This window comes from Shewanella bicestrii (genome assembly GCF_002216875.1).
Taxonomy (GTDB): domain Bacteria; phylum Pseudomonadota; class Gammaproteobacteria; order Enterobacterales; family Shewanellaceae; genus Shewanella; species Shewanella seohaensis.
Genome location: NZ_CP022358.1, coordinates 867,217 through 880,324 on the forward strand (window position 1 = coordinate 867,217; position 13,108 = coordinate 880,324).

Below are 13,108 nucleotides of genomic sequence, written 5' to 3' on the forward strand. Positions count from 1 at the left end.
CTGAAAATTAAAACGTGTGTTTAATTTAGATTCGCGGTCATTGTAGCACAATAATTTAACACTTAGCGTCTTGGGGAGACATAGATGAATAGACGTACCTTTTTACTGGGCGCGTTTGCCGGTACGGCGGCGATTGCCTTGGGGGTAAATCTCTACTCTCCCGAATTCAGCCTCCCCGATGAAGGCGAAGGAAAAGACTATCGTTTGTTATTCGGAGTGTTGCTACCTGTGATGCTCGATGGGGCCTTGCCCGATGTGGCAACCCATAAGTTGGCGGCGCAGAATCGTACCTTAGATGCCATTAAGCATTCGATTGATGTCTTGCCCGACGAGCAGCAGGCAGAGCTGTTCGAACTGCTGGATATGCTGGAAAATCGTCTCGGTTTACTGCTTCTTACCTCAAGTATGACGCCACTCTTGATGCGTTCACCCAGCGACTTAACGCAAATGTTGGAAACTTGGCGCCACAGCTACTTTGCGTTATTGCAAACGGCTTATTTAGGCCTGCGGGAATTAGTGATGGCCAGTTATTACGCCTGTCCCGAGCATTGGAGCCGACTTCACTACGCCAAGCCTGAATTGTTCAAATAGGCTGAATTTATAATAATAACAATAATGTAAGAATGGAGTATTCCAAGTGGCAATCATAGATCCCATAGTGACAGGCTTAAATTCCGGATGGTTACATACCGACGCCAGTCAACTGCAAGAGAACCAGCAATTTGAAGCCGATGTGGTGATTGTGGGCACGGGCGCAGGCGGCGGTGTGGCGGCGGAGATCCTCAGCCAAGCTGGACTCAGTGTGATCATGATTGAAGCGGGGCCGCTTAAATCCTCCAGCGACTTTAATATGGAGGAGCGGGTCGCTTACCCTAATTTGTATCAACAGGCGGCCGCGATGAAAACCGCCGATAAGGCGATTGGTATTTTTCAAGGTCGTGCCGTGGGCGGCTCGACCACCATCAATTGGACCACCTCGATTCGTACCCCGAAGGAAGCCTTAGCCTTTTGGGCGCAGCATAAATCCGTTGCGGGTCTCGACCCCGACGCTCTGGCCCCTTGGTTCGAGCAGATGGAGCAGCGGCTCAATATTCACGAATGGAATTATGAACCTAACCGCAATAATGGCGCGCTTAAGCAAGGCTGCATCAACTTAGGTTGGGATTACACCGTCATTAAGCGTAACGTGGCGGGCTGCTGGAATACTGGTTATTGCGGCATGGGTTGCCCAGTTAATGCCAAGCAGTCGATGTTAGTGACTACGATTCCGACTGCATTAGAGAAGGGCGCGCAGCTTTTTAGCCGTGCCAAAGTCGTTAAGATTGAACATCATAATGGCCAAGTGTTTGCCCTCAAGGCGCAGGCGCTCGATGTTAATTTACGGCCGACGTCGGTCGAGCTGTTATTCAAAGCCAAACACTATATTTTAAGCGCAGGCGCTATCCACACGCCGACCTTAATGATGCGCTCCGAGGTGCCCGATCCCTATCAGCTGTTGGGCAAGCGTACCTTTTTACATCCTACAGTGCTCTCGGGGGGCATCTTTGCCGATGCGATTAATGCCCACAGCGGTGCACCACAATCTATCTATTCCGATGAATTTGTTTGGAAAAACGGTGCCGATGGCGAGTTAGGCTACAAGCTTGAGGTGCCGCCTGTGCATCCGATTTTGATCGCCTCTAAAACCTTAGGTTACGGCGCCAGCCACGCCGAATTGATGGCGCAATTTAATCAGCTACAGGTCACTATCGCCTTGATCCGCGATGGCTATCATCCCGATAGCCAAGGTGGGCAAGTGCATCTCACCTCGATGGGCTTTGCCTTGGATTATCCGCTCACCGAGGCCTTTTGGCGTGCGGCGCGGCGGGCGTATGCCAGCATGGCCGAATTGCAATTCTCGGCGGGAGCATTAAAAGTACTGCCCATCAGTGATGGCATGCCGTATCTGTCATCATGGAAGGAGGCTAAAGAGAGCATTGCGCAAATGGATTTAGCGCCGCTGCGGACAATCGTCGCCTCGGCGCACGTGATGGGCGGTTGCCCCTTTGGTGAGGATGAAAAGCTCTCTATGGTGAATAGCTATGGTCAGTCACATTATCTGGATAATCTGTCGGTGATGGACGGTTCTATCTTCCCGACCAGCCTCGGGGCCAATCCGCAGCTGTCGATTTATGGCATTACCGCGCGCAATGCCACCGCATTGGCGCAAAAGCTGACCGATGGCCGAGAGCCGCAATAGCGTGGAGCCTGTATGCAATCTATAGCATCCTTGGAGGGCGGCTGTTTATGTGGGGCGATTCGTTATCGGATTGAGGGCAAGCCCTTCGATGCCGATTATTGCCATTGTCGCATGTGCCAAAAAAGCATTGGTGCCGTGTTTGGCGCCTGGATGGATTTTAAGCTGCATCAGGTGACTTGGGTTAAGGGGCGAGTGACAGAGTTTGCTTCATCAGAATACGTGAGACGCGGTTTTTGTGCCCATTGCGGCTGCTCGCTGACCTACAGGCACACTGAGTATCCCGACTATCTCACCCTGACAATTGCAAGCTTAGATGATCCTGAACTGGTGCAGCCTAATTACCATATTTATACCGATGAGCAACCAAGTTGGCTCAATATTGAGGATTACTGCCAGCGTTATCCTCAGGCTCGGACTAAGTAAGATAAGGTTTGGTCTATTAAGGCGCGATAAAATTCAGCGAATTTACATCGGCTGCGGATAGGCCAAACAGGGTCAGGTAACTCACCAGATTGGTTTGTGCGCCAGTTGGCGATAACCCATTGACGGCATTTAGAATCGTGCGCTGCGCCTTACGTTCCATCATCAGCTCAACATCGAGCATCTGCTGATACTCTTCCTCATTCAGGCTTGCCTTGGCGAGGCGGCGCAGACGGCGATAGGGCGTGAGAAACTTTTCATCCCAATCCCAAACCGCATTCACTAGCTGCTGCCACTGCTCGGCCGAATATTCCCGTGGGCCCGCCACATCACTGGTGAGATCTAAATACTGCGCCAGCAGTAAGAGATTCACATTCACTTGGCAGTTATCCTGTAGCTCGAGGCAAAGCTGCTTATTTTGCCCGTAGCTCATATCACACCAATGCCAAATTTGACTGTCTAACGGGGTTGCATCCGACATACTGTTTCCTTGTACGTTAGGCGATTAAGAGCCAATTACTGGCCCATCAGCTCAAGTTCCATTGAATCAATTTCTTCTTGCAGCTCAAGCCATTGCATTTCACTTTCTTCCAGCGTTTGTGTCAAGCTGGTGCGCTCACTGAGTACCGACGTGAGTTTGGCTTTATTGTCCTGATCGTAAAGCTCGCTATCGGCCAGTAGATGCTCCAACTCGGCGAGGCGTTCACTGAGCTTTTGCTGATCGGTTTCAAGCTTCGCCTGCTTACGTTTAAGTGGCGACACCTTTTGGCGTAGCTCTGCCTCTAACCGCTTTTGCTGTTTCTTATCGACGGCGGGTTTTGCATCGTCACCGTTAACGGTGGAATTCGCACTGGCGGCCTTAGCGGCATCGAGTAACCATTGGTGGTAATCCTCTAAATCACCATCGAAGGCCTGCACTTGGCCTTGGTCAACCAGATAGTAATCGCTACAGGTTAAGCGCAGTAAGTGACGGTCGTGCGATACGATAACCATTGCGCCTTCAAAGGTTTGCAATGCCATAGTAAGCGCATGGCGCATCTCTAGATCTAAGTGGTTGGTTGGTTCGTCGAGCAGTAATAGGTTAGGGCGCTGCCACACTAATAAGGCCAATACTAAACGCGCTTTCTCGCCACCCGAGAACGGGCGCACCGGCGAGAGCGCCATATCGCCATGGAAGCCAAAACCACCGAGGAAGTTACGTAATTCCTGCTCACGGGCATTTGGCGCGAGGCGCACCAGATGTTGCAGCGGCGTATCGTCTAAGCGTAAAAATTCGATTTGATGCTGGGCAAAGTAACCGATATTCAGGCCGGGATTGGGCTCATACAATCCGGTCATCGGTGACAGTTGTCCCGATAACAGTTTGATTAATGTCGATTTACCCGCGCCGTTGCGGCCTAAGAGGCCAATACGGGCGCCGGGGACTAAGTTCAAATGCACTTTGCTGAGGATTTGCTTATCGCCATAACCTACCGCCACTTGCTCCATTTTAATCAATGGATTGGGTAGGGCTTCTGGCGAGCGAAACTCCATATAAAACGGGCTATCGGCCTGGGATGGCAACAGCTCAGTCATCCGCTCCAGCGCCTTTAAGCGGCTCTGCGCTTGCTTGGCTTTACTGGCCTTGTAGCGGAAGCGGTCAACGAAGGACTGCATGTGCGCCCGTTCTTTTTGCTGGCGCTCATAGGCGACCTGTTGCTGCGCCATACGTTCGGCACGGATGCGCTCAAAGGCACTGTAGTTGCCTTTGTAATAATTGAGTTTTTGATTCTCGACATGGACGATTTCATCGACAATCTCGTCGATAAAATCCCTATCGTGGCTGATTAAAATCAGCGTGCCTTGATAGGACTTAATCCACCCTTCGAGCCAGTACATGGTATCTAAGTCTAAGTGGTTGGTCGGTTCGTCGAGCAGCAGTAAGTCGGAGCGGCACAGCAGTGCTTGGGCAAGGTTGAGGCGCATCCGCCAACCACCCGAAAAGCTTTTCACAGGGTTATTTTGCTCGGCTTCGCTAAAGCCTAAACCTGCCAGCAAGGCTCCTGCGCGGGCGCGAATGGCGTAGCCGCCAATGGCGTCGATTTTACCGTGCAAGGTGGCAATGGCGTGGCCATCATTGTGTTCTTGCGCGATATGCAAGTCGGCCTCAAGCTGGCGATATTCTTTATCACCATCAAGCACATACTCAAGTGCAGAGACTTCCAGCGCGGGCGTTTCTTGAGCTACGGTGGCGATTTGCCAACCCGAAGGCATACTAAACTCGCCTTTGTCTAAGCTCAGGTGACCCATAATTAATGCCAGCAGTGAGGACTTACCCGTGCCATTGGCGCCGACTAGGCCGACCTTATGGCCGGGATAGATGGTCAAAGAGGCTTCGTCGAGCAGGGTTTTGCTGCCACGGATTAATTGCGCTTGGTTGATGCTGATCATTAACTACAACTTGGTCATATCATGAATGAGTAAGGGCTGTGATGATAACGTACAAGCTGATGGCAAACCACAACTTAGGCCGAGTTGCTGAGGATTTCTTACACTTTTTACAGCATCTTTTTGGCGAATGTTGCGGCGGCTTTTAGGGCGTTCTTAGGATGAGAGGCAAAGCGAGTGCACGGCCGATTTGGCAAATCCTTCTTGAGTGAATCCCGCAAGATGCTAACGCCTGCTCATATCTTATGGCATCACAACTTGGTTTAAAGGCTGGCAATAGCTGGGCACTGTGGCAAAATAGCGGCCAATTTCAGGCTCACGCTTTGGGTTTCTCAAGCGAAGCGGAGTCATCTTCTGATCCAACTGAGCTGGTCTGTGCATTAAAGGTATTAGCATGACAACCAAAATCAAAAAGCGCTTCGTAGCTGGCGCAAAATGCCCAAAATGTGGCGCCAAGGACAGCATTCTACTGTTTAAAGAAAACGGTATCGAAACCGTAGAATGCACCGACTGTGATTACCGCGAACAACAAACCGATGTCAAAGTCACCGAAAAAGCCACAGGTGCCGTGATTGGGGTGTTTAAGCCTGACTAGGCTTGGTTTTGCTTTGCTTGTTAGTTTTAAAGCTAGAGTCTAAAAAATTCATCAGTGTGCAGTGTCGATTGGCAATATTACTCCAGTGACACGCCATAAACTCATCCTTGAGGGCTCGACGGTGGCATCCATGTCACCGACGGTCACTTCCGTAAAAATTGCCAATGCTAACTAGCCTTCTCGCTGCTCGTTCTACTAAAAGCTATTTGCCCAAAACTTGCTATCACTAGTTTATTCATTTGGGATTTTACGAACGAGTTGACCTACAAAATCTCATCTATTAGCCCCCATTTTTCTCGCTTCGCATCAACAGCCCAAATCTGGATAGGTATAAAGTCATATCCTAAAACGTTTGTTATTAAGTGTGTTTAAAACAATATCCGTGCGCGCCATAACAATATACATAATTTAAAGTTATTAAAAAATCAGATAGATATATGACGCAACACTTATGTCATAGATTTGGGAAACACGCAGGTGCGTTTTTCTAGATGGTGAATTCGGCAGAAAGCTGATAACTTCTTTGCATACAGATAGTTAACTGTGCGCGTTTTTACTGGTCCAACGAGGAAAACACGCATGCGCACGAATAAAATGTTGTGCCTTAAGGAGATCCCATGGAATTCAGTTATGAAGTAACAGGCCATATTGACAAAGAATTAATCGTAGAGCTTGAAGAAGTGCTCGTGAGCCATATAGGCACTGATAACTTTCAAGAGGTAAGCCCCTGTCACTCTGGATCCGTCTTAGTTAATTTGAATGTCGATGGCCCTTTCCTGAACCAGCTAGCTGGAAATGCGAAATGTTCATGTGGAAGGCCGTTGGTTTCCATTACTGGTACTTCTGATATGAAATCGCTAAATATCCACATTGTGGAAAAGGCATAACAAACAAATTTTATCGCCAGCAAAATACGCTGGCTGTGACGTCAACCCGCTGCGCGGCTTTCCGCGCTAAATTTGGGCGTTAGGTGCTTATGGGATAAATGAGAATGAAGAAAGAAATCTTGCCTTTATTTGAGTTTGGCGTATGGAATCGGTTGGAGACCGTTCGGGAGCAAGAGCTCATTCTTCTTAAAGGGCATTTGATTCTAGATGTAGCCTTAACTGAATTATATGGTGATAAGTTAAGCTTCTATGGAAAAGCCAACAAGTTATCTCAGAACGAAGAGTGTCAAATTTGCTCACAGATGTTGCTCGAAATAAACTCGATTCGAAACAAATTGGCGCATGAGTTCTTTTTTGATGCTATCGAGTCTGGTTTATTAGAATGGGCTGAAGGTGTGCTTGCAAAGATAGAGTTCACTAAATATTCAAAAATGAACAATAGAACCAAAATAATTCATGCTTTTTCTGCATTAGCTAGGGAAACTTTATCATTTAAGTTCAATATGCCCAATTAGAACGCACCTAACAAACGCCTCAAGAGGGACTGTCAACGCGTGGCGTTTCCAGTCCCATTGAGCCGCGGTGGTTTCGGTTGTTGTGTTTGAGTTTAGTTGTATGCGTTGCCAGCACCTTAGGCAGCGTTAAATTTACAAGTTACGCTAATGTCAAAGGTGAGCCATGGTAATTAGCGAGACGACCGTCCGCCCCATGGCCACTTTTTTGCATCCATGCCATCGCGGCATTCGTGAATCCATTCACATCAGACTGGGCGGCCCTGCATTCACGGTCTGACTTGAACAACCTCCTTGCTTAAAGGCCAGTTCGCCATCCATAGCTCTCGTTCATAGGTTCAGCAACCCTAGGTTTCCATTCACCGTGTCGGTGAGTGAACATCATGGCAAGCCTGCATGAGTGGTTATCAGCAAGCTACCGTTCCATTTTTTCGAATGTTTAGACCGTGATTTCGCGTTATTCTTTTGCAAATTTCCTTGTTATTCTGCCTCCATCAGCATTGCCACTGTTTCACGCAGTCACTTCTAACATCAAGTGATCGTGAGTGCACGGGCTAATGCCTTACGAGTTAGGAGCATAAAATGAAAGTCTTAGGTCAGTTTTCTGCTAAACCTGCGATGGATGGCGACGGGGTGAATATTCGTCGTGTGGCGGACTTTATCACGACCCATTTTGATCCGTTTTTGATGATGGATGAGATTAAATCCGATGATAAACAGGATTTTATTGGTGGCTTTCCGCCGCATCCGCACCGTGGAATGGAGACCTTTACCTACATCCGTAAGGGTGGCTTTGAGCATCGCGATCAGATGGGTAACGTCAAAGCGATTCGTGCTGGCGATGTGCAGTGGATGAGCACGGGTTACGGTGTGGTGCATTCCGAAATGCCGCTGGCCGATGCGCTTAATGGTCTGCATGGCTTCCAAATTTGGGTCAATATGCCTGCTAAGGACAAACTGCGCCCCGCGACGTATCAGGATACGGCTTCAACCCCTAGCGTTGAAACCAAGAACGACACGGGCGCCACCCTTAAAGCCTTGGCGGGGGATTGGGCTTTTGCGGGTAAGAGCGCGATCAGTGCCACCATTCAAGGATTAGCGGGCGAGGCGGCGATTGCCGACTTGATGATTAACGCCAATGGTGAGGCGCAGCTCGATTTATCTAAGCATGAGTTTGCCGCCCTCTATCTTTACCAAGGTGGCTTGAGTAAGGGCGAAGGCTCACAGTGGTCATTCAATGAAGGCCAGTTTTTAGTGCTCGATAGCCAAACGCCATTGCAGCTCAAGGCCGATGAACGCGGTGCGGGCATGCTAGTGTTTGTGGGTAAACCGATCCGCGAAAAAATCGTCCAAATGGGGCCGTTTGTGATGAACACCCAAGCGGAAATTCAGCAGGCGATTCGCGATTATCAAGAGGGCCGCTTTGGCAGTATCGCCTAAGTCTCGATTGGGTTAAATCTTGACTCCTGACTTGAAAACACCGCTATTACAAAGCTTGTTTTTCCGTAAGTCACATCCACTAAGCCCTGCCAACGCAGGGCTTTTTGTTAGCGCGCTTCTTATCTATCAGAGACTTCAACGCAGGCAATTAAGCTTACTTGGGTAGTTAAGCGAAAGACATCAGGAAAAGAGCGCGCTTTATTGCTACAATAGCCGAGCTTTGGATGGTGCGGATAAAACTGAGCACGGCAAGTTGCCGACTTAGCCTTATAGCGTGACTGGCATGGCCTATTTAAAGGGCTAGTTTAAAGGGCTAGTTTAAAGGGCTAAGTTAAAGACTTTAGCTAAGGTTAACCGCCAGAAATAAAGGCCTAGCAAATGGCTAAACGCCCCAAAGCGATAAGCGTATTTAATCAGTAACACAATGCAATTTCAGTGACTTGCCTGAGTTTAAGCCAGCGCGGGTTACCCACCACAGGATATTCGCCTTGAGCAATTCAGACACTCAGCCTTCAATGGCTTTCTCGACTCTTAAGCTAAAACCCGAACTGCTTGAGAACCTTACCACTATGGGCTATCACGAAATGACGCCAATTCAGGCGCAGAGTCTGCCAGCCATTTTAGCGGGCGAGGATGTGATTGGTCAGGGTAAGACGGGGTCGGGTAAAACGGCGGCCTTCGGGCTAGGTCTGCTGAACAAGTTAGATGTGAAGCGTTTTCGCATTCAAACCTTAGTGCTGTGTCCGACCCGTGAACTGGCCGACCAAGTGGCGCAGGAGATCCGCACACTGGCGCGTGGTATCCACAACGTAAAAGTGCTCACCCTCTGCGGCGGCGTGCCTATGGGGCCGCAAATCGGTTCGCTCGAGCATGGCGCCCACATTATCGTCGGTACGCCGGGGCGGATTGTTGACCACTTAGAGCGGAACCGTTTAGACCTAAGTAACCTCAATATGCTCGTACTGGACGAAGCCGACCGTATGTTAGAAATGGGCTTCCAACCCCAGCTCGATGCGATTATCGAGCAGTCGCCACGCGAGCGCCAAACCCTGCTGTTTAGTGCAACCTTCCCCGAGCAGATTCAGTCGATTGCCAAGCAAATTATGTACGACCCTGTGATGGTGAAAGTGGCCGTAACCCACGAAAAGAGCACCATTGAGCAGCATTTCTACCACTTGGATGACGACAAGGCGCGCATGCAGGCGCTGCAATTATTGCTGCTGGATCGTAAGCCAGAGAGTGCGGTGGTGTTTTGTAATACCAAGCGCGAAACCCAAAAAGTGGCCGATGAACTGAGCGATGCAGGCTTTAGCGTTATCGCCCTGCACGGCGATTTAGAGCAGCGTGACCGGGATGAAACCCTGCTGCAATTTGCTAACAAGAGTGCCTGTGTGTTGGTCGCAACCGATGTGGCTGCCCGTGGCCTCGATATCGACGCACTGGACGCGGTATTTAACTACCATGTGGCCTATGATACCGAAGTGCATATTCACCGTATTGGCCGTACCGGCCGTGCGGGCAGTAAGGGCGCGGCTTTTACCTTCTTTAACGATCAAGATGGCTACAAAATTGCGTTATTAGAAGAGTACTTAGAGCGAGATATTCAGAGCGAAGCCTTACCATCATTAAGTTTGCTGGGTACTGCGCCCAATGCGCCAACCATGATCACCCTGCAAATCGATGGCGGTAAAAAAGAGAAGCTTCGCCCCGGCGATATCCTCGGCGCCCTCACTGGGGAGAATGGTATCGAAGGCTCGCAGGTCGGCAAAATCCTTGTGACCGATTATCGCGCCTATGTGGCGGTGAATCGTAAAGTCGCTAAAAAGGCGCTGAGTAAAATCACCAGCGGCCGCATTAAAGGCAAGTCCTACCGCGCGTGGTTAATGAAATAACCCGCAGTTAAGTGATTAAAAAGCGAAGCCAAATGGCTTCGCTTGTTGCTTTATGGCCTAGGGCTAGAAGTTATAGGTGACGCCCAGCATCAGGTTGCGCCCCATTAACGGCGCATAATCCTTGAGTAGGGAAGTATGAGGGCGGGCCTCCTGATTGAGCAGGTTGGTGCCTTTGAGATAAACCAAAATATCGCCGCTTGAGGTATACCAGCGATAAGTTGCGGCGGCGTTCACTAGGGCATAGCCTGCGGTTTCGGTCTCATTGTCGGCGGTGTCGGTTTGGCGGGCATAGCCAATGGCGCCTAACTCTGCGTGCCACTGCTGCAGATCGAAGTTTACTGTCGAGCCGACACGCATTGGCGATATTTGCGGTAAGTTACCGCCATCAACGAGTTTGCCGCGGGTGTAATCGCTAAAGAGCCCGAGTGACCAGAGATCATTAAATGGAATCGTTGCCTGCGCCTCGATGGAGTAAAGATCCGCATCGTCTTGAGTATATTGATAAACCGGCATGTCGCCCTCTTCATCGCTGTTGACCAGATCCGAGGCAATCAGTCCAGTGTTGCGCTCATAGTAGAAGTTATTGACTCGGTTATAGGCGAAGCTGAGTGAACCTGTCCATGCGCCGTCCAGCTTACGCAGCGTGAGGTCGATATTGTTGGCGACTTCCTTATCGTTACTGCCGCTGTTGGCGACAATTTGGCCATTCTCTAGGCTAAATTGCGACCCTAACTCAAAGCTTTGAGTGGCATCGTGTGGCCCGTAGCTGTAAAGCTCTTCGGCAGTGGCCGAGCGTTCGGCGCGGGTGAGTGATAGGCCAAGATTATAGGAAGGGGCGAAGTCCCACACTACGCCCGCCGACAACGTCACATTATTATCAGTTAAATCATTAGGTTGATACTCTTGTTCACCATTAAGCGTGTCGAGCTGCATACTATCGGGCGCGAGGCGGTAATGCTCGAGGCGACCGCCGAGTTCAAAGCGAAAATCCCCCAGCTTACGTTCTTGCACGATAAAGGCGGCGAGAGTGTCCGTTTTACTGTCGGGAGTCAGTGCTTCGTCGCCTTCTACCGCAAAGTCGCGGTGCACCGCATGCAGCCCCAGAGTGCCTTGCCATTCGCCCCAAGGATGATTGTTTAGGCTTAAACGTGCTTCGCTCTGCTTGTTGAAAAAGGTGGTGCCAGCAACGCCATCTTCTTCCTCTGCGTGTTGATAATCGCTATAGGCTGCGTCGAATTTTAACTTACTAAAACCAGCAAAGGGGTCGAGTAGCCCGCTATGTAATTGCCAAGCGGTTTTCTGTAAGTCGATGGTGATATTGGGAGCATCGGCCTCACCACGGCTGGGGATGCCGTAGTTGGATTCGGTGCGCGCGCCGGAGACGCTAACAAAACCCGAATCTCCCGTATAACCAACGCCTGCGGCGTAATCATCGAGTTTGAGTTGGCTATTGGCTAAGGTGCCGTGGGTGCTCGGCATATCGGCAATGGCATTACCGGGAATATCGACATCTTCGGTTTTTCTGTGGGTGCCATCCAGATGCCAGTTAAACTGCCCATTACCGCCGTTGAGTTCGCCATTATAGGTTTGGCCATTATTGGCGCTGTCATAGCGAGCGCCAAAGTGCCCAGTCACTTCATCGACTGGGGTTTCGCTATAGCGGGTATCGACCACATTGACGACACCGCCGATGGCGCCATTGCCATAGAGTAGGGTGCCCGGACCGCGAAGAATTTCAATCTGCTGCGCCGAGGTGGCCTCGGAGGTCACGGCATGGTCCGCCGATACGGTAGAGGCATCGCCAACTGACAGGCCATTTTCAAGCACTTGTACTCTGGGGCCACCCATGCCGCGGATAATCGGCCGACTGGCGCCCGCACCAAAGTGAGAGGCCTGTACGCCGGGGAGTTTTTCTAAGGTGTCGCCCAAGGTGGGTTCGGTGTTGAGCTTGAGTTGATCCTCGGTCAACACGCTGATGGGCGTGGTGCTTTCGAGGGCCGAACGGGCGAGGGGCGATGCGGTTACCACGATATTTTCCATCGGGGTTTGGCTCAGCGCCACATCTTGAATAAGTACCGCCGTCGTTGAGCTAATCTCTTGATCGCTATGTTTAAAATTCGCATGGCTCACATGTAGATGCAGGTGACTATTATCGGCAATCTTGAGTTGATACTGGCCTTGGGCATCCGTGGTCGTGCTGTTACCGCCGTCAACACTGACGCGGGCATTGGCGAGCGCGTTACCTTGTTGATCAGTGACTTGGCCTTGAAGCTCTGCGGCCATAGCCGATGAACACACGCTCGCGACCGCAAGCGCTATTGAAGATAGTGCAAGTTTCATTGTGCCTTTCCTTGTAGATAAGCAAAAAATTAATTTTTAAGTTTTTGAATTTGCTTTCTAAAAGGGAGGGGCGCGCGCATCAACATGGCGAATGTGGGCTAAGCTGGGGGCTTGATAGGTGGCAGTGGCGCGATGATCGGCGTGTTGCAAATCCAGCGGTAGCACGGGCATAGATGCCGGACTTGCACTGGTATCATGGCCAAAATCGCAGACAATACAATGGGTGTGTTCATGTTCCAGACTGTGTTCGGTGTAATGGGTCAGCGCAAAGCACTGGGTAACCAGTAGCCATACACTGAGCAGCAACCAAGGCCACTTTTTATGAGTCCGAAATTGATGATAAGCCATTATTGTTA

At 50.2% G+C, this 13,108-nt stretch carries 12 protein-coding genes; 8 read left to right on the forward strand and 4 right to left on the reverse strand.

Annotation, left to right across the window (positions count from 1 at the left end):
- Positions 1-84 precede the first annotated feature (84 nt).
- From CF168_RS03820 to CF168_RS03830, 3 genes are read left to right on the forward strand one after another with little or no spacing between them, the layout of a single operon-like run.
- The gene (locus CF168_RS03820; protein ID WP_089067027.1) at positions 85-591 is read left to right on the forward strand and encodes a TAT leader-containing periplasmic protein; all 507 of its coding nucleotides are present in this window, start codon (positions 85-87) and stop codon (positions 589-591) included.
- A gap of 46 nt (positions 592-637) precedes the next feature.
- Positions 638-2,239, forward strand: a complete 1,602-nt coding sequence (locus CF168_RS03825) for a GMC family oxidoreductase (protein WP_089067028.1) — start codon at positions 638-640, stop codon at positions 2,237-2,239.
- Positions 2,240-2,251: 12 nt separating this feature from the next.
- On the forward strand, positions 2,252-2,662 hold the full coding sequence (locus CF168_RS03830; protein ID WP_089067029.1) for a GFA family protein: 411 nt from the start codon (positions 2,252-2,254) through the stop codon (positions 2,660-2,662).
- A 16-nt stretch (positions 2,663-2,678) separates the two neighbouring features.
- On the opposite strand, the gene CF168_RS03835 is transcribed toward CF168_RS03830, so the two are convergent.
- Both CF168_RS03835 and CF168_RS03840 read right to left on the reverse strand, forming a co-directional pair.
- Positions 2,679-3,140 carry a TIGR02444 family protein gene (locus CF168_RS03835; protein WP_089067030.1) on the reverse strand — a complete coding sequence of 154 codons (462 nt, stop codon included), beginning with the start codon at positions 3,138-3,140 and terminating at the stop codon, positions 2,679-2,681.
- A 35-nt stretch (positions 3,141-3,175) separates the two neighbouring features.
- The gene (locus CF168_RS03840) at positions 3,176-5,089 is read right to left on the reverse strand and encodes an ABC transporter ATP-binding protein (protein ID WP_089067031.1); all 1,914 of its coding nucleotides are present in this window, start codon (positions 5,087-5,089) and stop codon (positions 3,176-3,178) included.
- Positions 5,090-5,480: 391 nt separating this feature from the next.
- On the opposite strand from CF168_RS03840, the gene CF168_RS03845 reads away from it, so the two are divergent.
- The 5 genes from CF168_RS03845 (at position 5,481) to dbpA (ending at position 10,412) form a co-directional block, all read left to right on the forward strand.
- Positions 5,481-5,681, forward strand: coding sequence for a YheV family putative zinc ribbon protein (locus CF168_RS03845; RefSeq protein ID WP_011621538.1), 201 nt, complete (start codon positions 5,481-5,483; stop codon positions 5,679-5,681).
- 617 nt (positions 5,682-6,298) lie between these two features.
- Positions 6,299-6,568, forward strand: coding sequence for a hypothetical protein (locus tag CF168_RS03850; RefSeq protein ID WP_089067032.1), 270 nt, complete (start codon positions 6,299-6,301; stop codon positions 6,566-6,568).
- A 104-nt stretch (positions 6,569-6,672) separates the two neighbouring features.
- Positions 6,673-7,083: a hypothetical protein gene (locus tag CF168_RS03855; RefSeq protein WP_089067033.1), complete on the forward strand. Its 411-nt coding sequence runs from the start codon at positions 6,673-6,675 to the stop codon at positions 7,081-7,083.
- A gap of 579 nt (positions 7,084-7,662) precedes the next feature.
- On the forward strand, positions 7,663-8,520 hold the full coding sequence (locus CF168_RS03860; RefSeq protein ID WP_089067034.1) for a pirin family protein: 858 nt from the start codon (positions 7,663-7,665) through the stop codon (positions 8,518-8,520).
- 515 nt (positions 8,521-9,035) lie between these two features.
- A complete protein-coding gene (gene dbpA, locus CF168_RS03865; protein WP_089067035.1) occupies positions 9,036-10,412 on the forward strand; it encodes an ATP-dependent RNA helicase DbpA in 1,377 nt (458 codons plus the stop codon).
- Positions 10,413-10,475: 63 nt separating this feature from the next.
- On the opposite strand, the gene CF168_RS03870 is transcribed toward dbpA, so the two are convergent.
- The gene (locus CF168_RS03870) at positions 10,476-12,752 is read right to left on the reverse strand and encodes a TonB-dependent receptor (RefSeq protein WP_089067036.1); all 2,277 of its coding nucleotides are present in this window, start codon (positions 12,750-12,752) and stop codon (positions 10,476-10,478) included.
- 57 nt (positions 12,753-12,809) lie between these two features.
- Positions 12,810-13,058, reverse strand: coding sequence for a hypothetical protein (locus CF168_RS03875; protein ID WP_240520056.1), 249 nt, complete (start codon positions 13,056-13,058; stop codon positions 12,810-12,812).
- Positions 13,059-13,108 lie beyond the last annotated feature (50 nt).

Bases quoted from the DNA above. Each gene is read 5' to 3' on its own strand.
- CF168_RS03820 (WP_089067027.1), top strand. From the start codon at position 85: ATGAATAGACGTACCTTTTTACTGGGCGCGTTTGCCGGTACGGCGGCG.
- CF168_RS03830 (WP_089067029.1), top strand. From the start codon at position 2,252: ATGCAATCTATAGCATCCTTGGAGGGCGGCTGTTTATGTGGGGCGATT.
- CF168_RS03835 (WP_089067030.1), bottom strand. From the start codon at position 3,140: ATGTCGGATGCAACCCCGTTAGACAGTCAAATTTGGCATTGGTGTGAT.
- CF168_RS03840 (WP_089067031.1), bottom strand. From the start codon at position 5,089: ATGATCAGCATCAACCAAGCGCAATTAATCCGTGGCAGCAAAACCCTG.
- CF168_RS03845 (WP_011621538.1), top strand. From the start codon at position 5,481: ATGACAACCAAAATCAAAAAGCGCTTCGTAGCTGGCGCAAAATGCCCA.
- CF168_RS03850 (WP_089067032.1), top strand. From the start codon at position 6,299: ATGGAATTCAGTTATGAAGTAACAGGCCATATTGACAAAGAATTAATC.
- CF168_RS03855 (WP_089067033.1), top strand. From the start codon at position 6,673: ATGAAGAAAGAAATCTTGCCTTTATTTGAGTTTGGCGTATGGAATCGG.
- CF168_RS03860 (WP_089067034.1), top strand. From the start codon at position 7,663: ATGAAAGTCTTAGGTCAGTTTTCTGCTAAACCTGCGATGGATGGCGAC.
- dbpA (WP_089067035.1), top strand. From the start codon at position 9,036: ATGGCTTTCTCGACTCTTAAGCTAAAACCCGAACTGCTTGAGAACCTT.
- CF168_RS03870 (WP_089067036.1), bottom strand. From the start codon at position 12,752: ATGAAACTTGCACTATCTTCAATAGCGCTTGCGGTCGCGAGCGTGTGT.